Genomic DNA, 21,591 nt, shown 5'->3' with positions numbered 1-21,591 from the left:
TTTCTCATACTGCAGGAGTGCCCAGTATGGGCGCTCAGCCCGAGGCGTACCTGACTCGGCGCGCCGGTGGGAGAAAATCAAATAGACTGAAATTCATTTAAATCCTACATTTGCTCCAATGCCGACTGTGCGACAGGCGATACGAATCATCACCGCCGATGGTTGGCGTCTCAAGAACATCCGTGGCAGCCATCGTCAATTCGTGCATCCCAGCAGGCCCGGTAAGGTGACAATCGCGGGCCACTTCGGAGACGAGGTTTCGCCGGGCACCTGGAAGAGCATCTTGAGACAAGCTGGCATCGGAGGGAGACCCACAGCATGAGCGACACCGTCACGTCCGAAGCCCTGAACTACACGGTGATCTTGGAGCGGTCCCGGACGGGCTATGGCGCGTACGCGCCTGATCTACCCGGTTGCGTTGCCGTCGGCAGTACCCGTGAGGAAACCGTGGAGACGATGCGCGAAGCGATGGAGTTTCACCTTGAGTCGATGATCAAGGACGGCGACGAGATTCCTGAGCTGACCTCTTCGGCAGTCGAAATCGAGGTGCGCGTCGGCTGAGGCCTCGCCGTCGGGCCCAATGCGGGGGCTGGCAGTCCCGCAGCGAGCGATTCCTTGCGTGCTGATGCGGGGCGGGACGTCGCGGGGACCGTTTTTCGCCGCTCAGGACCTGCCTGGCGATCCGGCGCAGCGCGATGCCGTGCTGACCGCAGTCATGGGCAGCCCGACGGGTCGCCAGATCGACGGGTTGGGCGGCGGCACGACCGTCACCAGCAAGGTGGCCGTGGTGGGGCCATCGTCGCATCCCGATGCTGACGTGGACTACCTGTTCGCCCAGATCGACCCGGTCTGGGGCACGGTGGACACAACACCCACCTGCGGGAACATGCTGGTCGGCGTCGGCCCGTTCGCAATCGAGCACGGACTGATCCCCGCAGGCGATCCGACCACCTCGCTGGTGGTGCGCAACGTCAACACCGGCAGCTTCATCGATGTGGTCTGCTGCACGCCCGGCGGCGAGATGACCTATGACGGCGACTGCGAGATCGACGGCGTCGACGGCGCGGCGGCGCCCATCGAGTTGCGGTTCCGCGGCATCGAGGGCTCGGTGACCGGCTCGATGCTGCCGACCGGTTTCGCCAGCGAGAAGATCCGAGCAGGCGGCGCCGACGTTGAGGTCACCCTGATCGACGTGGCCATGCCGATGGTGATGGTGCGAGCAGCGGATCTGGGCAAGTCGGGGCACGAGGCCCCGGCCGACCTCGAAGCCGATGCCGGGTTCATGGCCGCTATGGAAGCCATCCGCCGCGAAGCCGGCCAGCGCATGGGCCTCGGCGACGTGTCCCGCAGCGTGGTGCCCAAGTTCGGCCTGCTGTCGGCTGCCCGCCACGGCGGCACGATCGCGTCTCGCTACTTCACGCCCACCCAGTGCCATCTGGCCCACGCGGTCTCGGGCGGCATCTGCGTGGCGGCAGCCGTAGCCGTGCCGGGCACGGTCGCGGCGGCGTTGAGCGGCTCATCGGCCGAAGATGCGGCTGGTCGTGAAGTCGGCAATGCTGCCGATGGAACCGAGCTGATCGACCTGCAGATCGAGCACCCGAGCGGGTCGCTGGCGGTTGCGCTGGCCATCGAGCACGCGCGCGGTGACGTACGCATCGTCTCAGGCGGCGTCACCCGCACCGCGCGCAAGATCATGTCCGGCACCGTCCATGTGCCTGCCGAGGTGTGGTCGGGCTGACCCGTTGGTCGGCCTGCCCGTCGCCGGGCTGCTCAGTCCCAGTCCAGCCAGAGTTCCTCGGGGCCCCGGAAGGTGATGTTCGGGAATGTCTGGTATTCCTGCGGCGGCAGCCGCAGCGACGGCACCACCTGAGTCAGGATCTCGAGGGCGATCCGGGCCTCCATGCGAGCAAGGTTGGCCCCCAGGCAGAAGTGGATGCCCTTGCCGAAACTGATGTGGCGATGCGGGTCGGGCCGGGTGAAGTCGTAGTCGTCGACGTCGTACTGCTCGGTGTCAGCGAACGCGCAGGGCTCCCGGTTCGCTGCTGCGAAGTTCAGGAACACCCGCGTTCCCTTCGGCAGGTGCATCCCAGCAAGCTCGGTGTCTCGGGTGGTGACGCGGCGCCAGGCCACCTGGCTGGAGTCGAATCGCAGGGTTTCCTCGACTGCTGTGGGGATGAGCGACGGGTCGGCGCACAGGGCGTCCCACTGGTCGCGCCGCGGCAGCAGGCAGCGCAGCGTGTTGCACAGCAGGTTCGTGACCGGGTCGTGACCGGCGAACGAGATCCCGTAGATGATCGACTCCACCTCGCGGTAGCTGAGGCCGGTGCCGCCGTCGGGGTCGGGGTCGGCATCGTGCGCATCGAGCAGTTCCGAGCAGAAGTCGTCGGTGCGGTTGCGGTGGCGTTCGGCCACGAACTCCCGGCAGTAGCGCCAGTACGCCAGCATTCCCTCGGCCATGTGGGCTTGCTCGGCGGCCGTGGGCTTGCCCCAGGCGAACGCCTTGCGGTTCACGCACCACGACTTGAGCATGAGGTCGTCGTCGGCCGGGAACCCGATGAAGCGGAACACGATCTCCGCCGGCAGTGGGAACGCCACCGCCTTCACGTATTCGGCCGGGGCCGGCCCCGCCAGCATCTCGTCGATCAGCTCGGTGGCCCGCGAGCGCATGTAGTCCTCGAGCGTCCGCAAGCGCCGCACCGAGAAACCGGCCCGGGTGTGGACCCGGATGCGCCCGTGATCGGGCTCGGCACGGTTCGACATGACAGCCTGGGGGTCGTAGTCGGCTGCCGACAGCACGTCTGCTGCCTCGGGCGCCAGGGGGAAGATCGGGTCCTGCACGTTGGATGAGGCATACGTGTCGGGATCCATGAACACCGTCTCGATGTCGGCCATGCGCGTCACCACGACGTGGCCCATCTCGGCGGCATAGAAGACCGGGTGGTCCTCGCGCAGGCGTGCGGCGATGGGGTACGGATCGGCCAGGTACTCCTCGCTCAGCGGTGACCAGCTCTCGTGCACCGGGCACCCAGGAGGCGGCGGAGCCAGCCGATCCGGTGCGGTGTGGTACGAGTCTGTGCTCACTGGGCTTTCCCCCTGCGAAGGCCGAGCGCCCGCCGGCTCCGGCAACGCCTATCATCGTCGGCCCGCGGGCGATTGGCTCAGATGGTTAGAGCGCTGCCTTCACACGGCAGAGGTCACTGGTTCGAGTCCAGTATCGCCCACGTCGCCGGTGCCGGCGGAAACGCGCAGGATCAGCCGTGCTGCGCGAGGTGGGCGAGCAGCAGCTCGGTGAAGACGCCCGGCGCCTCGTCGGTGACGAAGTGGTTCACGCCCGGCAATTCGGCGAACTGGTACGGGCCGGTCACATAGTCCGCAGTGTTCTCGGCTGCCATGCGGCCGACGGTGGCGTCCTCGTTGCCCCACACGAACATCGTCGGCACGTCGATCGCCGGCGTGCTGCTGGACTGGATGCTCGACTGACCCATCGCCCGGTACCAGTTGACCGCGGCATCGAGTGCCTCGTGGCTGCTGAGCGCCGCCAGGTAGGTGTCGATGTCGGCATCCGGAACCGCATTGCGAGCCATCGCACGTCGTAGTGCGCCGGCATTGTCGACCAGCAGCGCGTCGGTTGCCTCGGGACGCTGGAACGCCGGGTGGTGGCGGGAGCGGTGCGGCTGGTCGGGGTCGTCCCGCATGGCGGCCATGAACGCGGCCGGGTGGGGCCTCGAGATGACGCTCAGCGAGATGACTCGCTCGGCGTGATGCGCTGCGAGGAACCACGCCAGGGCACCGCCCCAGTCGTGCCCGACGATGTGAAATCGACTCGCGCCCAGGCTGTCGGCGATGCCCAGTGCGTCGGCCATCAGCAGCTCGACCCGGTAGTCGGCGATGCCGTCCGGGCGTGCACCCTCGGAGTAACCGCGCTGATCAGGGGCGCAGGCCCGGTACCCGGCGTCGGCGAGCGCCGCCAGTTCGGCTCGCCAGGTGTGGCGGGTCTGCGGGAAACCGTGCAGCAGCAGGACGGCCGCACCGTCGTCGGGACCTGCCACGTCCGCGGTGAAGCGCAGCCCGTTTGCCTCGATCACGGCGGTGGCAACGCCGTTCGCACTCGTCATCGTCACAGCCCTTCAGCGGAATGAGATGGCGCACAGCATGCCGCATCAGTTGGACGCGTTGCCGGGGTGGGCGAATTTGGTCGCGTCCCAAAGCCAGCGCGGCGACCGCCGCCGGAGTTGACAGGCTCTCGCGCGCGCCTGCTCAGAACTCCATTGCGTCGAGATCGTCGCACACGATGAGCTGGCCTTCGTAACCGCCTTGACGGATTTCGGCCTCGAACTGCCGCTTCTCATCGAGGTTTCGGGGTGCCGGGACGAGGTGGGTCAGCATGAGGACCCCCGGGTCAGCTCGCTTCGCCATGGCACCCAAGGCGAAGGTATCGCTGTGGTAGTCGCCGATCGTCCGCGCGGTCGGATCGTTCGACCGTTCTACGAATGCATCAACGCGGAACACCTCATGCACGAGCACGTCGCATCCGCGTGCGAAGTCCTCGACTTCATCGCAGACCCTGGTATCGCCGGAGATGACCACGGCCCCGTCCGGGGTCTCGACCCGGTAGGCCACGGCAGGGTCGACGGGATGGTGGTGAACGGTTCGGGAGAGCACGCGGACATCGTCTCGTTCCCAGACGGCAGTGGGCGCTGCGGTTGCGTCGAACCCGATGATCTTCGGTGCCGGATAGGCCCTGCCGCTGTGGTGGACTCGAACGGCAAGGTCCTCGTCATAGGGCTCCAGCATGCGGTCGAGAAAGCGAATGCACGGCCCGTTGGGGGCCACGCAGGTCAGGTTCACCGAGTCCGGACGGTTGAGCCAGGCGCTGAAGATCACGTCGACGACCCCGGTGATGTGGTCGCTGTGATGATGGGTGAGAAAGAGCCCGCTGAGTCGGGCAGGATGTGAACCTGCCTCCGCGATCCGCAGTGCGGTGGCCCGGCCCGCATCGAACTGCAGCACAGTGTCGCCGTGCTCGACCAAGACGCCGGCGCCGGCGCGATGCGGAACCACAGGCGGGCTTCCGGTGCCGGTAATCGTGACTCGCGTCGGCATGTCCGAACCTCAGTGCTTGATCAGGCCGAGAATCTCGGCGCGAATCTGGTTGTATCGCGGCAGGCCCTTGGTGACGATCTGGTCACGAGGTTTCGGCAGGTCGTTGCGGATCTCGTCGTTGACGGTCGCCGGACGGGCGGTGAGCACCACGATCCGATCCGACAGGTAAGCGGCCTCGTCGACGTCGTGCGTCACGAACAAGATGGCCTTGCCCGACGTGGCATGAAGATCGAGGATGAAGTCTTGAAGCTCTGCTCGAGTCTGGGCGTCGACCGCAGCAAAGGGCTCGTCCATGATCATGAGAGGGGCGTCGTAGGCAAGCGCGCGCGCAATGGCGACGCGCTGCTGCATGCCGCCCGACAGCTGCCATGGGTAGGACGTCTCGAACCCGGCGAGTCCTACGGAGGCCAAGGCTTCGTGAGCCTTCTGCTTCTGGGTGGCCCGGTTATGGGACCTCCGCAGCGGCAGCATGACGTTGTCTTCGACGGTCTGCCAAGCGAGCAGCGATCTCGAATAGTCCTGGAACACGAATGCCATGTGTTCGGGCGGTTCGGTGACCTCGACTCCTTCGAGTCGCACGGAACCCGAGGTGGCCAGATCGAGCCCGCTTACAGCACGCAGCAGCGTCGTCTTTCCGGCGCCCGACGGGCCGAGCAGGCAAACGAACTCGCCCGGACCGACTCTGAAGTCGAGCTGGTCGAGCACATGCAGCGGCCCCTTGTCGGTCTGGAAGATCTTGTCGACCTTGGACACCGTGAGGAGTTCATGGCGGGATTCGTCGCCGGTCATCAAACATCCGTCCCTTTTGCATAGAACCAGTGGAGAATGCGCTTCTCGAACTGGGTGACGATGACGTTCAGCAGGTATCCGAGCGCACCCAGCATCGTGGCTGCGGCGAACATGTTGTCGAACTTGAAAGCCTCGTTCTCGGCGCGGAGATGGAAACCGATGCCGCGTGCCTCTCCCACCGATTGCACCACCACGAGCAGGATCACGCCGATCGACACCGATGTCCGCAATCCGGCGAAGATGTTCGGCGCAGCGGCTGGCAGGATCATCTTTGCGTAGCGGTCCCGGCGGCTGATCCGGTAGGACCTTGCGAGGTCGTGTACGGCTGGACTCACCCCAGCGACGCCGTCCATGGCGCCGAGCAGCAGCGGCCACAGCGCGCCGGACATGATCACGATGACGCTCGTGGTCGCGCCACTGCCGGCGAGGGCCACAATCGGCGTGATCAGCAGGATCTTCGGGATGCTGCGGATGAAGTCGAGCAGCGGCCGAGTCGTGGCGCTTGCTCGGCGGCTCGAGCCGATGAGCACCCCGAATGCGATTCCCAGCACCAGGGTCACGCCGATGCCGAGCGCAATCGTCCACAGCGTCGGGAGGATGTCGGAGCCGAACCGCTCGAACCACCAGAACCCCGTCAGGGACTGCCACACCTCATAAGCCGGGGGCAGCCAGGTGCGGTCGCGGTTCGGCCACGGCCAGCTGAGGGCGCCGATCCAGTAGGCCACGAACAGCGTCGCCGGAACCCACGTCTTCAATGCCGCGTTGGCTACTCGCTCGTGGACACCAGCAGGGCCGAAGTCCTCGCTCGGGCCGACAACACCCCGATCGACGGGCACTGTCCTGGCGGCGCGGTCGTGGATGCTCAAGAACCCGATGGTCGCCTGGCCGGCGCTGCTTGCGGCCAGACGCCAGATTCCCAGACAGAACAACAGGCTCGCGCCCGCCACCGCGACCACCATCAGCAAGCCGTCGAGTGCGCCGTCGATCGCCCCGCCAACGATTCGCAACACAATGACGACGACGGCCAGCGCAGCGGCTCTCAGCGGCAGCGACAGCACCTCACGGACAGCAGCCCTCGCTAGGCCCACCGTTGCACCCGTCGTTGAGTCCAGAATCAGGATTTCCGCCTGATCCTGTCCGAGCGAGCACCCGCGACGGCCGACCAGAAGTACCCGGTTGTACACGTGTACGGCTACTGCTGCTATCGACGCCAGCATCATCCCCGATGTCGGAACGTCGACGTCGAACAGTCTCCCGGCGGCGAGGCCGATGAAACCGCCGACGAGGCCACACAACAGGACGACCGCGTAGTCCAGCAACAGTGCGGCGACGAGCCGTTGGGGTGTGCGAACTGGGATCAGCGCGTCGTTGACGCTCGCCGGACCGGTGCGGGCTTCCACGGCCGTCATGACTCCACCGGACGATTGCTGGGATGCCACGCCAGGGTGGTGCGGTCAAGCCAGCCGACGAATTGATTCAGCAGGACGCCGAGAACGCCCGCCGCGAGAATCAAGGCGTACACCTCTGCGTACAGGTCGTCCCCGCGCGCGATCACCACTTCACGGCCGATTCCCGGCGCTGATCCCCAGTACTCGGCTGCCACGTTGACGGTCAGGGCGATCGAAGCCGCGAGCCGGATGCCCGTGATGATGAATGGCATCGCCGACGGCAAGGCCAGCTTGAACAGGCGGTCGCGGGGGCCGATGCGGTACGCGGTCGCAAAGTCGCGCAGTGTCGCGCTCATCGCCCGTGCGCCGTAGACCGACTGGATCATCACCGGAAATCCGGCCGCCGTGGCAACCAGGCCGTACTTCATTCGCACCGCCGAGCCGAACAGGCCCACGAAGATGAAGATGAGCGCCACCCCCGGGATCGACCGCAGGAAGTCCAAGAAACCCAGCGTTGAGTCGGCAAGAAACGACGATCGTCCGATGGCGAGCCCGATGGACACGCCGAGCACGATCGCCAGCGCGAGACCGATCGCCCAGCCCAGCGCTGTGGCCCGGACTGCATGCCAGAAACTGCCGTCCTGAACGAGACGGCCGAGCGCCGCAACAGCATCGGTGAACGAGGGGAAGGTTTCCTTGTTGACGATGCCTGACCCCACGCTCCATGCCGCAGCGACCGCCACGAAGACGAGGATCTGGGGCGTCCGCGTTCGGACGCCAGCGATCAGCGTCGACATCTCGTCGTCATCTCGTCACCGACCATGGCGATGCGACCTCGGGCACGCAACAACCATTGATGATGGCCCGGGCTCATGGTCCGGGCCATCATCAATGGTCAGTTCATCAGTCGAAGACGTTCTCCACATCGACTGGGCCGTCGGTGAGCCCGAGCGCTTCGACAGTGGCGAAGATCGGGCCGAAGTCCCAATCCTCGACAGGGCCGCCGCCCACATTGAGCGACAGAATCGATGTCGCTGCCTGCTCAGGCTTCATGGACGTGATGTCTGGGAGCAGCGCCCGCCAGCGCGCCTCGTCCTCATTGGCGTACGCAGCCGATGCCCGCATCGCTGCATTCCAATGTTCGACAAGATCTGCGTTCTCGGCGGCGAACCCGTCGCTGACGGCAGTCACGCCCACCGGGATCCCGCCGGGGTAGGCGGACAGCGTCGACCCGATGATGACAGCATCGTCCCCGACGACACCGCCGGCAAAGGGATAGGTGAAGCAGGTCGCATCGATGTCGCCGGCGAACAGCTTCTCTTTGAGGTCGCCGTTTGATTCGCCCTGGACATAGGTGGCCGCAGAGTTCGGATCGCCGATCCCGGCATTGATCATCGCCTGCTTGATGACGACTGTGCACAGCGAGCCTGGAGAGCGGATGCCGATGTTCTTGCCGGCGAAGTCGGCCGGGCTGGAGATGCCCGATGCCGGATTGGCGATGAGTACCAGGAAGTCGTTGCCCTCCACGGCGGCGGTACGGACCGAGGCGATCTGGATCGGCTGGGCGGCGTTGGTAACTGACGTCGCCACAGGCACTGCCGCAACGAGGCCGAAATCAATCTCGCCGGCAGCGAGTCCGGTCACGATTCCCGGCCCGTTCAGACCTTCGGCCAGAGTCACGTTCAGGCACTCGGCTTCGAAGAGCCCGTTCTGGAGCGCATAGTTCAGCAAGTCGTTCGGATTCACCGTGGCTGCGACGACATCGTGCATCTCGGAGCACGCCATGTCGTCCATGTCGTCCTCCACCGCCTCGTCCGACATGTCATCCGTGTCGTCTGCGGCCGATTCGTCTGCCGCAGCGTCTTCTGCCGGATCCTCGTCCATGCCGTCATCGGAGTCGACGTCGCTCGCCGTGTCGTCCATGGCGTCGTCATCGGCCGTCTCGATGGGGTCTGCGGCAGCGGTGTCAGCCGCGGCTGTTCCCGTGTCGCTCGTGTCGGCGTCGTCCCCGCAGGCCGAGGCGACGAGAGCGGCCGCGAGGAGCAGGGCGAGCAGTCGCCAGAGTCGAGTGTGCATGATTCCCTCCCAGAACTCGTGAGCCCCGAATGGACCCGTCGGGCGCTCCGACACAGAAGGCGGGCCCTATCGGCGAACGCGGCCTGCGGCATTGAGTTCCCGCAGATGACCGTATGTCGGCCGCTTCATCAGCAAAGGAAGTCTCTAATTATGTCGTGATAGTTTTTGCTTATGGCCCGTGGCCGCCTCGGCCTGCTTGATGTCCGCTGCTTCGATGCCGTCGTGCGCGAGGGGTCGTTCCGGAGGGCCGCATCCGCGCTGCATCTGTCACAGCCGGCGGTGTCAGTGCACGTCAAGAAGCTCGAACAAAGCCTCGGGACCCAACTGCTCCGGCGGACGACGCGTGGCTCAACGCTGACAGATGCCGGGACGGCGATGCTGCCGCACCTCAGGAGTCTCCTTCGCGCAGAAGAATCCACTCAGCAGCACGCCGCTGCGGTCGCCGGAAAACGGTTCGGAAGGGTTCGAGTTGCGGCCGTGAATTCGGCCCTGACCGGGCTCCTGCCCGAAGCCGTGCGGATGGTCCAATCCGATCATTCCGCTTTCGATGTGGAAGTCGCAGAACTGACCTCAAAGGCAGTTGCTGACGGTGTGCATGACGGTACGTTCGACATTGGCGTCGCAGCTCACCCGGTCGATGCTTCGCCTCAATTGCGTGTCGAGACTTTGGCGCGCAGCGGATTGATGCTGGTTGCGCACGAGGATCACCCGTTGCTGCATGGACCGGCGGTCACCCGGGAGATAGTGGCCTCCGAGCCGTTCGTCACGCTGCAGCCCGGCTACACCCTGCGGGACCTCGCCACCGAGTACCTGCGTCCGTACCCGCTCAGAATCGCTGGCGAAGCACTCAATCACGACACAGTTCGACGTCTCGTTGCAGCGCGGCTCGGCGTGACGATCATGCCGAACATGACCTTCGAGATCGTGGGGAAGGGCCAGGGCCTCGGCGCTGTGCCTCTCGCTGACAGCGACGAGATCATCCAGCTCAGCATGCTGCATCCGGGAGATCTCGCCGCTCCAGCAACTCGCGCCGTGTCCAGTGCCATACGCCGCGTCGCTCGACGGAGATTCGGCAGCACCGCGACGACGAGAGTCCACCAACCACTCGGAGAGCATTCTCAGCCGCAGCGAGAGCGGCCCGGCTAGTGGATGGCGGTGTCGGGGTAGGAGACGTGGACCGAGACAAGGGCCTGGCGGCCTGAGCGGCAGACGTCGATGGCTCGTTCAAGCGCTGGTCGCAGCTCATCTGGCTCGTCGACATGCTGTCCGTGGCCGCCGTAGGCCTCGACCAGCTTCGGGTAATCGGGCACTGGCTCAAGGGAGCTGAGCGGCATCCTTGCGACCCGCGCGGCGGCACCCTCGGGGTACACCGCCAGCGTTGAGCGGCGAACGGCGTTCCAGACTCGATTGTCGGCGATGACGGTCAGCAATCCGAGCCCGAGCGATGCCGCGCCATGGTGCACAGCGAGCGGATTGGAGAACACATACGAGCCGTCGCCCGTGGCCCAGATCACCAGCCTCTCAGGATCGGCGAGCTTGGCGCCCAGAGCAGCGCCGCCGCCCCATCCCAGACCACCCGAGATTGCCGGACCGAAGAAGCTGCGCGGACCCGTGAACGACATCACTGCCGGGGCCAAGCCGAGTTCGTTCACGACCGTTGCGTCGCTGCCGATGATTTCGCTCAGCGTGCCGCTCATGAATTCAGGCGACATCGGTTGGCCGCCCGGATCGTGCCCCGCTGCAACCTCCCGATCCCGGCGCGAACGCAGCTGCGCGACAAGTGACGCGCGCCTGCGCTGGGTCGGATCGGCGTCCGCGAACCCGATGCGGTCGAGTTCGGCGGCCAGCGCCTCCAGACCGGCCGAGGCCGTAGAGGTGATGGTTACATCGCTGCGGAACGATCGCACTGGCGTGCCGGAGAACAGCGGATCGGGGCCGATCTGGATGAGGCGGGCATCAGGACGGGGCCGCGTGGCGTGGGGCACCCACGGCACCATCGAGTCGATCACGACGACGCAGTCCGATTTGCCGAGCAGTTCGGCTGGGTTCTCGCCCGCGTACATCGGATGTTCGGTGGAGATCGCCACGCTCGTCCGCCAGAACTGAACGACTGGCAGCGCAAAGCGGTCTGCAGCCGGTCCAAGCGCGTCGAAGAGATCAGGCCCGCCTCCCGACGTGATGACGAGCGGCGCTTCAGCCTTGGCCAGCAGGCGAGCCGCGGCCTCGACCGCTGCCGGGTCGGGATGCGGCGGCGCCGGTGACTCCACGCTGCGCTCGCCCAGCGTGAATCCCTCGGGCAGCGCATCGGCCAGCACTTCCCGGGGCAGGCTCAAGTACACCGGGCCGGCGGGCTGGGCCTGTGCAATCGCCAGCGCCCTGTCAACCTGGTCCACCACCTGTTCGCCGGCGCGTAGCTCGTAGTCCCACTTCACGAATTCGCGGACGACGCCTCCCTGGTCGAACATCTCCTGGCCCCAGTGGATGGGAGCGTTGCGGCTCCCCAGCCGGCCCTGCTCGGTGATGGGCGTGCGGCCCGAGGCAAACAGGATCGGCACCCGGCCCCGTGAGGCGTTCATCAGCCCCATCAAGGAATTGGCCACGCCCACGTTCACATGAACCATCACGCACTGGGGCCGTCCGGTCATCAGCCAGTAACCGTGCGCCATTGAGGTCGCGACGGTTTCGTGAAGAACCTCGACCGTTCGAGGCATGGACAGCGGACCGTCGGCGTTCGCAGCAAGCGCTTCGATGACCGGGGCAAAGTCCGTTCCCGCGTTGCCGAAGATCCACTCCACGCCGCGATCGGCGAGCACAGTCAGAAAGGCTTCAGAGACTGTGCGGGGATGGGCGGGCACGGGAGCACTCATAGCCGGCACAGCATGGCAGATCGGCAATCGCGGCGATCGCGGTTGTCGTGGCTGCCTGATCGGTGGCGTTCCCGAGACGCGAGTTGGATCAGTTGTCGCGACTCAGCGAATATGGTCGCCTCCGGAATCCAGCAGGGCGAGCGCCGCGAGTGCGCCGGCGTGACCAGTCCGGGAATTCTCAGTCGGGGGAGGCTGCCGTGATCATCGACTGCCACGGCCACTACACCACGGCCCCGCCGCAGCTCGGCGAGTACCGCGACTCGCAGCGCGCCGCGCTCGAGGCCAATGCGGATCATGTCGGCGCCAAGGGCTTGCTCGACATCAGCGACGACGAGATCCGCGACAGCATCGAGCAGAACCAGCTTCGCCTGCAGCGCGAGCGCGGCTCAGACCTGACGATCTTCTCGCCGCGGGCGTCGTGGATGGGCCACCACGAGGGCAACGAGCACACCTCCCGCTTCTGGTCAGAGCACTGCAACGACCTCATCCGCTGGGTCTGCGACCTCTTTCCGGGGAACTTCGTGCCGGTCTGCCAGCTCCCGCAGTCGCCCGGAGTGCCCATCGACAGCTCGGTGCGGGAGCTGCGCCGCTGCGTCACCGAGATGGGCTTCGTCGGCTGCAATGTCAACCCCGACCCCTCTGGCGGGTACTGGACCGGCCCGCCGCTGAACGATCCCTACTGGTGGCCGCTGTGGGAAACCATGTCCGAGCTGGACGTGCCCGGGATGATCCACGTCAGCGATACCTGCAATCCGAACTTTCACGCCACCAGCTCGCACTACCTCGGCGCTGACACCACGGCGTTCGTGCAGATGATGATGAGCGATCTGTTCGCCGATCATCCCGGGCTGCGGTTCGTGATCCCCCATGGCGGGGGAGCGGTGCCCTACCACTGGGGTCGGTTCCGGGGCATGGCCCAGGACATGGGCCTGCGGCCCCTCGACGAGTCGCTGCTGGGCAACGTGTACTTCGACACCTGCGTGTACCACCAGCCCGGCATCGACACGCTGGTCGAGGTGATCCCGCCGCAGAACATCCTGTTCGCGTCGGAGATGGTCGGCGCGGTGCGGGGCATCGACCCCACCACGGGCTTCAACTACGACGACACCAAGCGTTACATCGACGCCGCCGACATCAGCGACGATGCCCGCCGCATGATCTTCAGCGAGAATGCCCTGCGGGTGTACCCGCGCCTGGCTGGGGCCCTGGAAGCCCAGAAGAGCGCCGCAGCGGCGGCAGACCGGGAGGGATGATGGCGGCCCGACACATCGTGAAGCGCACTATCGAGCGAGCCGACAGCGAGGTCATCGCAGGCCTGGGCGACGCCGGCACCGCCACCGTTCACGAAGCCATCGGGCGCCGCGGCTATCTCGGCCCCGATCTGCGACCCATCCAGCAGGGCACCAAGGTCGGCGGGTCCGCGGTCACCGTGCTCTCGCATCCCGGCGACAACATCATGATCCACGCCGCTGTGGAGGTCTGCCAGCCCGGCGACCTGCTGGTTGTCACCAACACGGCGCCGTCCACGCACGGCATGTTCGGCGACCTGCTGGCATCGTCGCTCATGGCACGCGGCGTCGTGGGCTTGGTGATGGACGCAGGGGTCCGCGACACCCTGGACCTTCGAGCGATGGGCTTCGCGGCCTGGTCCCGTCACGTGTCCTGCGAGGGCACGGTCAAGAACACCCCCGGCTCGGTGAACGTGCCCATCAGCATCAACGGCGTCATCATCGAGCCGGGCGATGTCATCTGCGCCGACGATGACGGCGTGGTGGCGGTGCCCCGCAGCGAAGCCGCCTGGGCGCTCGAGCAGTCCAACGCCCGGCTCGCCAATGAGCAGGACAGTCGGGCCCGGCTGCAGGCCGGTGAGCTGGGGCTGGACATGTACGGGCTGCGCCAGAAGCTGGCCGATCTCGGCGTGAAGTGGGTCGACTAGGCATGCGGCGTCGAGGCGGGGCGCGTCCATGACTACCGAGGTCATCATCACCGGCACGGGTTCGCCGGTCCCTGACGCCGACCGTGCTGGGCCTGGGGTGCTGGTGCGCTCTGGCGACCTGGCGCTGCAGTTCGATGCCGGTCGCTCCACCGTGCAGCGGTTGGCTGCGGTGGGCATGTGGAATCTGCAGCTCACCGCCGTCTTCGCCACGCATCATCACAGCGACCACCTGACTGGTCTGGCCGATCTCGTGCTGAGCCACTGGGTGATGGCGCGCGGCGACGACTTCACCCCCATCCAGATCGTGGTGCCGGCCGGACCGGCAGAGGACTACGTGAGCGAGATGCTGCACCCATGGCGGCACGACCTCGCCGTGCGTGCCGAGCACTCCCGCCGTTCCAGGACGGTCGAGATGGAGCTGACGGCGTTCGAGGTGCCCGAATCGCCCACCGAGGTGTGGCGCTCGGGTGACGTGGCAGTGAGCGCCGGGCAGGTGCGCCACGAGCCGGTCTTCCCCGCAGTCGGCTATCGCGTCTCGACCCCCGACGGCGATGTGGTCATCACCGGCGACACGCTGGTCTGCGACGAAGTGGCAGAGCTGGCGGCAGGCGCCGACGTGCTCGTCTACGAGGCGATGCTGTTTCCCCAGGTGGAGCAAGGGCCACCGATTCGCCACTTCATCCTCGACTACCACGCCGACACGCGCCTGATCGGGCCCCAAGCGGCCGAGCTGGGCATGCCGACCCTGGTGCTCACACACCTCATTCCGGCCCCGGCCGCAGCCTCGGGGCCATTGCAGAGGCCCGGCGCTGCCGTCTCCGAGCATGATTTCGAGAACCCGATCCGGGAGGGCGGCTACACAGGCGATCTGCTGGTGGCCCGAGACCTCGACAAGGTGGTGCTCGAAGCCGGCGTTCCTCCGCGCATCGAGCGCCGAGACTGAAGCCGCCAGATGATCCCGGGCATCCGCTGCATGGTGATGCGGGGCGGCACCTCCAAAGGCGCCTACTTCGTAGCCGATGAGCTGCCCGACGAACCCGCCGAACGGGACGCGCTGCTCGCCCGGGCCATGGGCTCGCCCGATCCGCGCCAGATCGACGGGATCGGCGGCGCGCATCCGCTGACATCCAAGGTGGCGGTGGTCTCGCCGTCGGCCGATGCCGATGTTGACGTGGAGTACCTGTTCCTGCAGGTCGGCGTAGACGAGGCCTCGGTCAGCGATCGGCAGAACTGCGGAAACCTGCTGGCCGCTGTGGGCCAGTTCGCCGTCGAGCGCGGGCTGGTCACGGCCGGTGGGGAACATGCACGGGTGCGCATCCGCATGGTGAACAGCGGCTCAGTCGCGACGGCCACCTTCCCGCTCGACGCAGGCTGGCCGACCTACGACGGGACGACGGCCATATCCGGCGTGCCGGGCACTGCCGCCGAAGTCCGGCTCGACTTCGAGCACACTGCGGGCTCGTCCTGCGGGACGCTGCTGCCGACTGGTTCGGTGAGCGACGTGATCGAGGGCGTCGAAGCGACCTGCATCGACAACGGCATGCCCACAGTGGTGCTGCGGGCCGCTGATCTGGGCATCGTCGGTGATGAGACGCCGGCGGAGTTGGAAGCAGATCAGCCCTTCACCGAACGGCTGGAGACCATCCGCCTGCACGCCGGCAAGCTGATGAGGCTCGGTGATGTCAGTGCCACGACGGTGCCCAAGATGACGCTGGTGTCCGCGCCTCGAGCCGGCGGCAGCATCTGCACTCGCACGTTCATCCCGCACCGTTGCCACGACGCAATCGGCGTGCTGGGCGCTGTCACCATCGCCACCGCCGTGCGGCTGCCGGGGGGCGTCGGCGCAGAGCTTCTGCAGCCCGGAAACGATCCCGACCTTGTCGACATCGAGCACCCCACGGGCACCTTCGCCGCTCGAGTGGAGATCGAAGACGGCCCCCACGGTCCGACGGTCGGTCGCTCGGGCATTGTCCGCACCGCTCGCAAACTCTTCGACGGCATCGTCTTTCCCAGGAGCGCCCCATCGGGCGACGGCGCATGACAGCACGCACGATCCTGCCGCCGCACCCCTCGCCGCACGCGCCGACTGCGTTCACCCCACCCGCCAACGCAACCGACGCCCACTGTCACATCTTCGGCCCTGCACACAGGTTCCCGTTTGCTCCCGAAGCCACCTACACGCCGCCCGACTCGGGCATCGACGAATTCGAGGTGCTGCAGCAGCGCCTCGGACTGTCTCGCGCCGTGTTCGTGCAGGCCAGCTGCCATGGCACCGACAACGCCGCCATGGTGGACGCGCTCGTGCGGGGCAACGGCCGCTATGCCGGTGTCGCCATGATCGACGAGTCGTTCAGCGAAGCCGACATCGGCGACCTGCACGACGCCGGGGTGCGCGGCACCCGCTTCAACTTCGTGGCGCACCTCGGCGGCGCGCCTGACCTCGACGTGTTCTGGCGATTGGTGGACCGTGTCCAGCCGTTCGGCTGGCACATCGTGCTGCACTTCGATGCGAAGGATCTCCCGACCTACGCAGGGATGCTCGACCGTATGCCGTGCCCGTACGTGATCGATCACATGGCCCGCGTGGACGCCGCTGCCGGACTCGATCAGGAGCCATTCGGAGCGCTGCTCGATCTGATGGGCGACGCACGAGCGTGGGTGAAGGTGTCAGGCGCCGAGCGGCTCACCGCCGACGGATCGCTGCCGTATGACGACGTGGTGCCCTACGCGCAGGCGCTCATCGCCGCGGCACCCGACCGGATTCTCTGGGGTTCTGACTGGCCCCATCCCAACGTCCGCCACATGCCCGACGACGGTGACCTTCTCGATGCGCTGGCGGCGTTCGCGCCCGACGAAGCAACCCGCAACCAGATCCTGGTCGCCAATCCCGCGACGCTCTACGACTTCAGTTGACTCGTGGGCGCGCCAGTGTGCCGGTCACCAAGAAGAATGCTGCTTCGTATCGGTTGAGTCCGTGTGCGGCACTAACTTCCGCCGAACGGACCAGGTCGGCCGATTGCGAGGAACATCATGCAGATCGAGGGCAGCAAGATCGTCGTCACCGGCGGTGCGTCGGGCATCGGCAAGGGAATGTGCGAGCGCTTCGCGGCGCTCGGCGCCGGCGTCGTGGTGGCCGATCTGGATGGCGACGGGGCGCAGGCTGTCGCTGAGGCCATCGGAGGCACGGCCGTGGGGTGTGACGTTGCCGATCAGGAGTCGGTCACTGCGCTCGTGGAGTCGGCGATCGCGGCGATGGGCCACATCGATCTGTTCTGCGCCAATGCCGGCGTCGGCGTGGGCGGCGGGCTCGGCACGCCGCTCGAGCACTGGGACCTCAACTTGGCCGTCAACGTCATGGGTCCTGTGCATGCGGCGCGCGCGGTCATACCGCACATGACTCAGCGGGGCGGCGGGTCGTTCATGGTCACGGCCTCGGGGGCAGGGCTCATCACCGGGCCGGTGTCGTTCAACTACGCGGTGTCCAAACACGCTGCGGTGGGCGTGGCGGAGTGGCTGGCTATCAACCACGGCCCGCAGATCAAGGTGAGCTGCCTGTGCCCGACCATCGTCGATACGCCCATGATCGATCACTTCGGCGCGGGCATGGTGGAGCCGCTGACGGTCGATGAGGTGGTCGACTCGGTGGTGGACGGACTCGCGGATGAGCGATTCCTGATCGTGCCGTCCCCCCAGCCACTGGGCATGTTCCAGATGAAGGCGCAGGACTACGACGGGTTCATCGCCGGGGTGCAGCAGCGGCTGGCGGCGATGCGGGGCTGAGCGTCCGCGCCGGCGGCAGCCAGTGGAGAATTCGGCAATGGTCGTCGTACGGCGGGCGCAGTGGTGAAGATGCAGGGATGAAGACACAGGTCGTGATCGTGGGCGCCGGCCCGGCGGGGACGCTGCTGTCGCACCTGCTCGGCCGAGCAGGCGTCTCCCATGTCGTGCTGGAGCAGCAGTCACGGGACTATGTCCTGGCTCGCATCCGCGCCGGCGTCCTGGAATGGGGTTCGGTGGAGATCCTGCGGGAAGCCGGGCTGGCCGAGCGCATGGACCGCGAGGGTCAGGTCCACGACACCATCAACATCGCGTGGCGCGGTTCGGAGATGCTGTCGATCGACTCGAACGAGCTGCTCGGGCGCCGGATGATGGCGTACGGCCAGACCAACATCCAAGAGGATCTCTACGAGGCAGCAGAAGCTGCAGGCAGCACGATCATCTTCGAGGCAGCCGACGTGGCCATCGGCAACCCCACCGGTCGGCCGTACGTGACCTTCAGCGCCAACGGCGTGCGCGAGCGCATCGACTGCGAGTTCGTCGCCGGCTGCGACGGCTTCCACGGCGTTAGCCGCACGGCCATTCCGGCCTCGGTGCGCACCGAGTTCGAGAAGATCTATCCCTTCGGCTGGCTCGGCATCCTGTCGGAGACGCCGCCGCTCCCGCACCTGATGTACGCGAACCACGAACGGGGTTTCGCGCTATGCAGCATGCGCAACCCGATGCTGAGCCGGTACTACGTGCAGTGCCCGCTCACCGACACCATCGACGAATGGCCCGACGACCGCTTCTGGACCGAGCTGCTCGCACGCATCCCCGCGGATAAGGCGGCGCTCATCGAGACCGGTCCGTCGATCGAGAAGTCGATCGCTCCGCTGCGCAGCTTCGCCGCCGAGCCGATGCGCTACGGCAGCCTTTTCCTGGCCGGTGATGCAGCGCACATCGTGCCGCCGACCGGCGCCAAGGGCCTGAATCTGGCGATCTCCGATGTGCACTACCTGGCACGGGCCTTCGTCGAGCACTACCAGCGGGGCGACGACGGCTATCTCGACAGCTATTCAGACATGGCGCTGCGCCGGGTGTGGGGCGCCATGCGCTTCAGCTGGTCGCTCACGATGCTGCTGCATCGCTTTCCCGACATGAGCGACTTCGACCAGCGTGCGCAGGAGCAGGAGCTGTACCACCTGTCCACATCGCAGCCGGCGCAGATCGCGTTTGCCGAGCAATACGTCGGCCTGCCGCTCGAGCAATAGCGGCACGGAGTGGATCAGCCTGGTTCAGCCGGTTGCGTTCTGCAGGATCAGCAGGCCGTTGCCGGTGTTCGATGTGGGCACGTGATGCATGCGGAAGACCTCGTCCACGTCGTCGTCGAGCACACCACGCATAACGAACCACATCACCAGCTCGATGCCCTCTGAGCCCGCCTCGCGTATGTAGGTGGTGTGGGAGCGAAGGCAGCCCGTATCGGGCTCGGCGACCAGTTCGTCCATGAACGCCAGATCGAACTCGGCATTGACCAAGCCGGCCCGCTCGCCCTGGAGCTGGTGCGACATGCCACCGGTGCCGAAGACGACAACCTTGAGCGAATCGGCATCGGAACCGGCGTAGCTGTCGAGCGCTCGCCGGATCGCCCGCCCGAGACTGAGGCATCGCTTGCCTGACGGCGGCGGGTACTGGATGACGTTGACGCAGATCGGGATGACCCGGCACGGCCAAGCGTCGGGCTCGCCGAACATGACCGACAGCGGCACAGTGAGGCCGTGGTCGACGTCCATCTCGTTGGCGATGGTGATGTCGAACTCGTCGCCGATGAGCGACTCCGCGAGGTGCCAGGCCAGCTCGGGATGTCCCTGCACCGTCGGGACCTGTCGGGGTCCGTAGCCCTCATCCGCTGGTTGGAACTCGGCCGCTACGCCGAGAGCGAAGGTCGGGATGAGCTGCAGCGAGAACGCCGACGCGTGATCGTTGTAGACGACAATGCAAACATCAGGCTGTTGTGCGGCCATCCACTCGCGGGCGGGCTGGATTTTGTCGAAGTACGGGCGCCAGTAGGGCTCGTCCTGCTTGCCGTGGTCGATTGCAGCCCCGACTGCGGGGACGTGTGAAGTGCCGATGCCGCCGACGACGGTGGTCATGACGTGTGCTCTCCCACACCAGGTGTCTCTGCAGGGGAGTCTGCCGATTCGCCAATGCGACGGTTGCCCTCGACCGGGCGACCACCGTCGATCATCATCTGTGTGAACTCCTCACGGCTGATGCCCGACATCGCTCCGCCGACGTCCTGCATGGACAATCCGTCGAAGATCGCAAGCTTGAACGTGTAGTAGATGTTCCCCCCGAGCTGCAGCAGGCTGAGCCAGTCGCGCTCCAACACCGCTCGGCGCTGGGACGGCGAGAGATCGAAACCGTCGAGGTACGCCACTTCGTCTGCCCGGAAGCGCTCTCGGTTGGACTCGGCATTGAGGCTCATACAGAACATGTTCAGGTGGTAGCCCTGCTGCGACCGCCGGCCATCGAAGACGTACGTCCCCGGGATGTCGTCGTAGTCGCGTGTCGTCGCCATGGCGCCCCCTCGGCCAACCGAGGCTATTGACTTCAGATTCTGCCCGGTAAGTCTGTTCGCGCCGAGCGATCAAATCGGAAGCGTCACAAGGTCCGCCTAGGGTCGGGGCCGCCAGCGGACAGGGGAGTGCGGTGAAGATCATCCTTGCCGGAGAGGGCGCCATCGGGCGCAAGCACATCGCTGCGCTGCAGCGGATTGACGATGTCGAGGTGGTCGCCATAGTGGGCGGCCTCGCCGACGACACTGAGGCGTTCGCACACGAGTTCGGCGTCGAGCGATGGACGACCGACCTGAGCGAGGCGCTGGCGCTCGACGCCGATGCGGCGATCCTCGCAACCCCGACGCAGATGCACGCGGCCCAGGCCATCGAGACCATGCGGGCGGGCAAGCACGTGCTGGTCGAGATACCGATGGCCGACAATCTCGCCGACAGCGAAGAGCTGGTGCGGACCCAGCAGGAGACCGGCGTCACCGCAATGGTCTGTCACACCCGCCGCTTCAACCCGAGCCACCAGTGGGTGCACGACCGCATCAGCCGCGGCGGCCTGACGCTGCAGCATCTCGTCGTCGAGACCTACTTCTTCCGGCGCGAGAACCGCAATGCCATGGGCAAGCCCCGCACGTGGACCGACCACCTGCTGTGGCACCACTCGTGCCACACCGTCGATCTCTTCGGCTACCAGACGGGCGAACCGATCACCGCCGGCTGGGCGCAGCAGGGGCCGACGCACCCCGAGCTGGGCATCGCCATGGATATGACCATCGGCATGAGCGTGCCGTCGGGGGCGCTGTGCACGCTGTCACTGTCGTTCAACAACAACGGGCCGCTCGGCACGTTCTTCCGCTATATCTGCGACAACGGCACCTACATCGCCCGATATGACGACCTGGTGGACGGGTACGACAATCCGGTCGACCTGACGGGCGTGGCCATCTCGAATGACGGCATTGAATTGCAGGACCGGGAGTTCATCTCGGCGATCGCCGAGGGACGTGAGCCCAATGCGTCGGTCAACCAGGCGCTCGGTGCGATGGAGACGATCGACATGCTGGAGAAGACGCTCATTGAACGCTGAGGCATCATCACAAGCA

General features: G+C 66.4%; 22 protein-coding genes and 1 tRNA gene. 13 read left to right on the top strand and 10 right to left on the bottom strand.

Going from position 1 to position 21,591, the window contains the following annotated elements:
* Positions 1-118: 118 nt before the first annotated feature.
* The 3 genes from ACOGI5_RS15720 to ACOGI5_RS15710 are packed head-to-tail and all read left to right on the top strand — an operon-like array spanning position 119 to position 1,738.
* The gene (locus ACOGI5_RS15720; RefSeq protein WP_419865343.1) at positions 119-322 is read left to right on the top strand and encodes a type II toxin-antitoxin system HicA family toxin; all 204 of its coding nucleotides are present in this window, start codon (positions 119-121) and stop codon (positions 320-322) included.
* 23 nt (positions 323-345) lie between these two features.
* Positions 346-561 (top strand): type II toxin-antitoxin system HicB family antitoxin, encoded by a 216-nt coding sequence (locus tag ACOGI5_RS15715; protein ID WP_419865503.1) that lies wholly within the window; start codon positions 346-348, stop codon positions 559-561.
* Between the two features lie 58 nt (positions 562-619).
* Positions 620-1,738: a 4-oxalomesaconate tautomerase gene (locus ACOGI5_RS15710; RefSeq protein WP_419865342.1), complete on the top strand. Its 1,119-nt coding sequence runs from the start codon at positions 620-622 to the stop codon at positions 1,736-1,738.
* A gap of 32 nt (positions 1,739-1,770) precedes the next feature.
* On the opposite strand, the gene ACOGI5_RS15705 is transcribed toward ACOGI5_RS15710, so the two are convergent.
* Positions 1,771-3,081 (bottom strand): cytochrome P450, encoded by a 1,311-nt coding sequence (locus ACOGI5_RS15705; protein ID WP_419865341.1) that lies wholly within the window; start codon positions 3,079-3,081, stop codon positions 1,771-1,773.
* Positions 3,082-3,147: 66 nt separating this feature from the next.
* On the opposite strand from ACOGI5_RS15705, the gene ACOGI5_RS15700 reads away from it, so the two are divergent.
* A tRNA-Val gene (locus ACOGI5_RS15700) sits at positions 3,148-3,221 on the top strand.
* A gap of 30 nt (positions 3,222-3,251) precedes the next feature.
* On the opposite strand, the gene ACOGI5_RS15695 is transcribed toward ACOGI5_RS15700, so the two are convergent.
* The 6 genes from ACOGI5_RS15695 to ACOGI5_RS15670 all read right to left on the bottom strand — a co-directional run bounded on the left by ACOGI5_RS15695 (position 3,252) and on the right by ACOGI5_RS15670 (position 9,356).
* Complete coding sequence (locus ACOGI5_RS15695; protein ID WP_419865340.1) at positions 3,252-4,115, bottom strand: alpha/beta fold hydrolase; 864 nt, start codon at positions 4,113-4,115, stop codon at positions 3,252-3,254.
* 142 nt (positions 4,116-4,257) lie between these two features.
* Positions 4,258-5,103 carry an MBL fold metallo-hydrolase gene (locus ACOGI5_RS15690; RefSeq protein WP_419865339.1) on the bottom strand — a complete coding sequence of 282 codons (846 nt, stop codon included), beginning with the start codon at positions 5,101-5,103 and terminating at the stop codon, positions 4,258-4,260.
* Between the two features lie 9 nt (positions 5,104-5,112).
* Positions 5,113-5,892: an ABC transporter ATP-binding protein gene (locus ACOGI5_RS15685; RefSeq protein ID WP_419865338.1), complete on the bottom strand. Its 780-nt coding sequence runs from the start codon at positions 5,890-5,892 to the stop codon at positions 5,113-5,115.
* Positions 5,892-7,301, bottom strand: coding sequence for an ABC transporter permease subunit (locus ACOGI5_RS15680; RefSeq protein ID WP_419865337.1), 1,410 nt, complete (start codon positions 7,299-7,301; stop codon positions 5,892-5,894). Before ACOGI5_RS15680 ends, ACOGI5_RS15685 begins: the two co-directional genes overlap by 1 nt.
* Complete coding sequence (locus tag ACOGI5_RS15675) at positions 7,298-8,077, bottom strand: ABC transporter permease (RefSeq protein WP_419865336.1); 780 nt, start codon at positions 8,075-8,077, stop codon at positions 7,298-7,300. Before ACOGI5_RS15675 ends, ACOGI5_RS15680 begins: the two co-directional genes overlap by 4 nt.
* A gap of 106 nt (positions 8,078-8,183) precedes the next feature.
* Positions 8,184-9,356 (bottom strand): ABC transporter substrate-binding protein, encoded by a 1,173-nt coding sequence (locus ACOGI5_RS15670; RefSeq protein WP_419865335.1) that lies wholly within the window; start codon positions 9,354-9,356, stop codon positions 8,184-8,186.
* 171 nt (positions 9,357-9,527) lie between these two features.
* Here ACOGI5_RS15670 and ACOGI5_RS15665 point away from each other — a divergent pair, with 171 nt between their 5' ends.
* Positions 9,528-10,502: a LysR family transcriptional regulator gene (locus ACOGI5_RS15665; RefSeq protein WP_419865334.1), complete on the top strand. Its 975-nt coding sequence runs from the start codon at positions 9,528-9,530 to the stop codon at positions 10,500-10,502.
* On the opposite strand, the gene ACOGI5_RS15660 is transcribed toward ACOGI5_RS15665, so the two are convergent.
* Complete coding sequence (locus tag ACOGI5_RS15660) at positions 10,499-12,223, bottom strand: thiamine pyrophosphate-requiring protein (protein ID WP_419865333.1); 1,725 nt, start codon at positions 12,221-12,223, stop codon at positions 10,499-10,501. The two genes, ACOGI5_RS15665 and ACOGI5_RS15660, sit on opposite strands and share 4 nt — an antisense overlap.
* 197 nt (positions 12,224-12,420) lie before the next feature.
* On the opposite strand from ACOGI5_RS15660, the gene ACOGI5_RS15655 reads away from it, so the two are divergent.
* The 7 genes from ACOGI5_RS15655 (at position 12,421) to pobA (ending at position 19,189) form a co-directional block, all read left to right on the top strand.
* On the top strand, positions 12,421-13,476 hold the full coding sequence (locus tag ACOGI5_RS15655; RefSeq protein WP_419865332.1) for an amidohydrolase family protein: 1,056 nt from the start codon (positions 12,421-12,423) through the stop codon (positions 13,474-13,476).
* Positions 13,476-14,159 carry a 4-carboxy-4-hydroxy-2-oxoadipate aldolase/oxaloacetate decarboxylase gene (locus ACOGI5_RS15650; protein WP_419865331.1) on the top strand — a complete coding sequence of 228 codons (684 nt, stop codon included), beginning with the start codon at positions 13,476-13,478 and terminating at the stop codon, positions 14,157-14,159. Before ACOGI5_RS15655 ends, ACOGI5_RS15650 begins: the two co-directional genes overlap by 1 nt.
* 28 nt (positions 14,160-14,187) lie before the next feature.
* Positions 14,188-15,102, top strand: coding sequence for an MBL fold metallo-hydrolase (locus ACOGI5_RS15645; RefSeq protein ID WP_419865330.1), 915 nt, complete (start codon positions 14,188-14,190; stop codon positions 15,100-15,102).
* A 9-nt stretch (positions 15,103-15,111) separates the two neighbouring features.
* Positions 15,112-16,200 carry a 4-oxalomesaconate tautomerase gene (locus ACOGI5_RS15640; RefSeq protein ID WP_419865329.1) on the top strand — a complete coding sequence of 363 codons (1,089 nt, stop codon included), beginning with the start codon at positions 15,112-15,114 and terminating at the stop codon, positions 16,198-16,200.
* Positions 16,197-17,072: an amidohydrolase family protein gene (locus ACOGI5_RS15635; protein WP_419865328.1), complete on the top strand. Its 876-nt coding sequence runs from the start codon at positions 16,197-16,199 to the stop codon at positions 17,070-17,072. The genes ACOGI5_RS15640 and ACOGI5_RS15635 overlap by 4 nt, the downstream gene beginning before the upstream one ends.
* 117 nt (positions 17,073-17,189) lie before the next feature.
* A complete protein-coding gene (locus ACOGI5_RS15630) occupies positions 17,190-17,939 on the top strand; it encodes an SDR family oxidoreductase (protein WP_419865327.1) in 750 nt (249 codons plus the stop codon).
* A gap of 77 nt (positions 17,940-18,016) precedes the next feature.
* Positions 18,017-19,189: a 4-hydroxybenzoate 3-monooxygenase gene (gene pobA, locus ACOGI5_RS15625; protein ID WP_419865326.1), complete on the top strand. Its 1,173-nt coding sequence runs from the start codon at positions 18,017-18,019 to the stop codon at positions 19,187-19,189.
* A gap of 24 nt (positions 19,190-19,213) precedes the next feature.
* On the opposite strand, the gene ACOGI5_RS15620 is transcribed toward pobA, so the two are convergent.
* Entirely contained in the window at positions 19,214-20,071 is an 858-nt protein-coding gene (locus tag ACOGI5_RS15620) for a class III extradiol dioxygenase subunit beta (protein WP_419865325.1), read from the bottom strand.
* The gene (gene ligA / locus ACOGI5_RS15615) at positions 20,068-20,499 is read right to left on the bottom strand and encodes a protocatechuate 4,5-dioxygenase subunit alpha (RefSeq protein WP_419865324.1); all 432 of its coding nucleotides are present in this window, start codon (positions 20,497-20,499) and stop codon (positions 20,068-20,070) included. Before ligA ends, ACOGI5_RS15620 begins: the two co-directional genes overlap by 4 nt.
* A gap of 131 nt (positions 20,500-20,630) precedes the next feature.
* Between ligA and ACOGI5_RS15610 the strand changes: the two genes are divergently transcribed.
* Positions 20,631-21,575, top strand: a complete 945-nt coding sequence (locus ACOGI5_RS15610) for a Gfo/Idh/MocA family oxidoreductase (protein ID WP_419865323.1) — start codon at positions 20,631-20,633, stop codon at positions 21,573-21,575.
* Positions 21,576-21,591: the final 16 nt, after the last annotated feature.

This window comes from Candidatus Poriferisodalis sp., assembly GCF_965208925.1.
Classification (GTDB): Bacteria; Actinomycetota; Acidimicrobiia; order Acidimicrobiales; family Poriferisodalaceae; genus Poriferisodalis.
The sequence above is the reverse complement of the archived record's forward strand: the minus strand, read 5'-3'. Positions and strand labels throughout refer to the sequence as shown.

Excerpts from the sequence above, each read along its gene's own strand:
- ACOGI5_RS15720 (WP_419865343.1), top strand. The coding sequence starts at position 119 with ATGCCGACTGTGCGACAGGCGATACGAATCATCACCGCCGATGGTTGG.
- ACOGI5_RS15690 (WP_419865339.1), bottom strand. The coding sequence starts at position 5,103 with ATGCCGACGCGAGTCACGATTACCGGCACCGGAAGCCCGCCTGTGGTT.
- ACOGI5_RS15675 (WP_419865336.1), bottom strand. The coding sequence starts at position 8,077 with ATGTCGACGCTGATCGCTGGCGTCCGAACGCGGACGCCCCAGATCCTC.
- ACOGI5_RS15620 (WP_419865325.1), bottom strand. The coding sequence starts at position 20,071 with ATGACCACCGTCGTCGGCGGCATCGGCACTTCACACGTCCCCGCAGTC.
- ACOGI5_RS15680 (WP_419865337.1), bottom strand. The coding sequence starts at position 7,301 with ATGACGGCCGTGGAAGCCCGCACCGGTCCGGCGAGCGTCAACGACGCG.
- ACOGI5_RS15640 (WP_419865329.1), top strand. The coding sequence starts at position 15,112 with ATGATCCCGGGCATCCGCTGCATGGTGATGCGGGGCGGCACCTCCAAA.
- ACOGI5_RS15660 (WP_419865333.1), bottom strand. The coding sequence starts at position 12,223 with ATGAGTGCTCCCGTGCCCGCCCATCCCCGCACAGTCTCTGAAGCCTTT.
- ligA (WP_419865324.1), bottom strand. The coding sequence starts at position 20,499 with ATGGCGACGACACGCGACTACGACGACATCCCGGGGACGTACGTCTTC.
- ACOGI5_RS15695 (WP_419865340.1), bottom strand. The coding sequence starts at position 4,115 with ATGACGAGTGCGAACGGCGTTGCCACCGCCGTGATCGAGGCAAACGGG.
- ACOGI5_RS15635 (WP_419865328.1), top strand. The coding sequence starts at position 16,197 with ATGACAGCACGCACGATCCTGCCGCCGCACCCCTCGCCGCACGCGCCG.
- ACOGI5_RS15670 (WP_419865335.1), bottom strand. The coding sequence starts at position 9,356 with ATGCACACTCGACTCTGGCGACTGCTCGCCCTGCTCCTCGCGGCCGCT.
- ACOGI5_RS15645 (WP_419865330.1), top strand. The coding sequence starts at position 14,188 with ATGACTACCGAGGTCATCATCACCGGCACGGGTTCGCCGGTCCCTGAC.
- ACOGI5_RS15685 (WP_419865338.1), bottom strand. The coding sequence starts at position 5,892 with ATGACCGGCGACGAATCCCGCCATGAACTCCTCACGGTGTCCAAGGTC.
- ACOGI5_RS15650 (WP_419865331.1), top strand. The coding sequence starts at position 13,476 with ATGGCGGCCCGACACATCGTGAAGCGCACTATCGAGCGAGCCGACAGC.
- pobA (WP_419865326.1), top strand. The coding sequence starts at position 18,017 with ATGAAGACACAGGTCGTGATCGTGGGCGCCGGCCCGGCGGGGACGCTG.
- ACOGI5_RS15630 (WP_419865327.1), top strand. The coding sequence starts at position 17,190 with ATGCAGATCGAGGGCAGCAAGATCGTCGTCACCGGCGGTGCGTCGGGC.
- ACOGI5_RS15665 (WP_419865334.1), top strand. The coding sequence starts at position 9,528 with ATGGCCCGTGGCCGCCTCGGCCTGCTTGATGTCCGCTGCTTCGATGCC.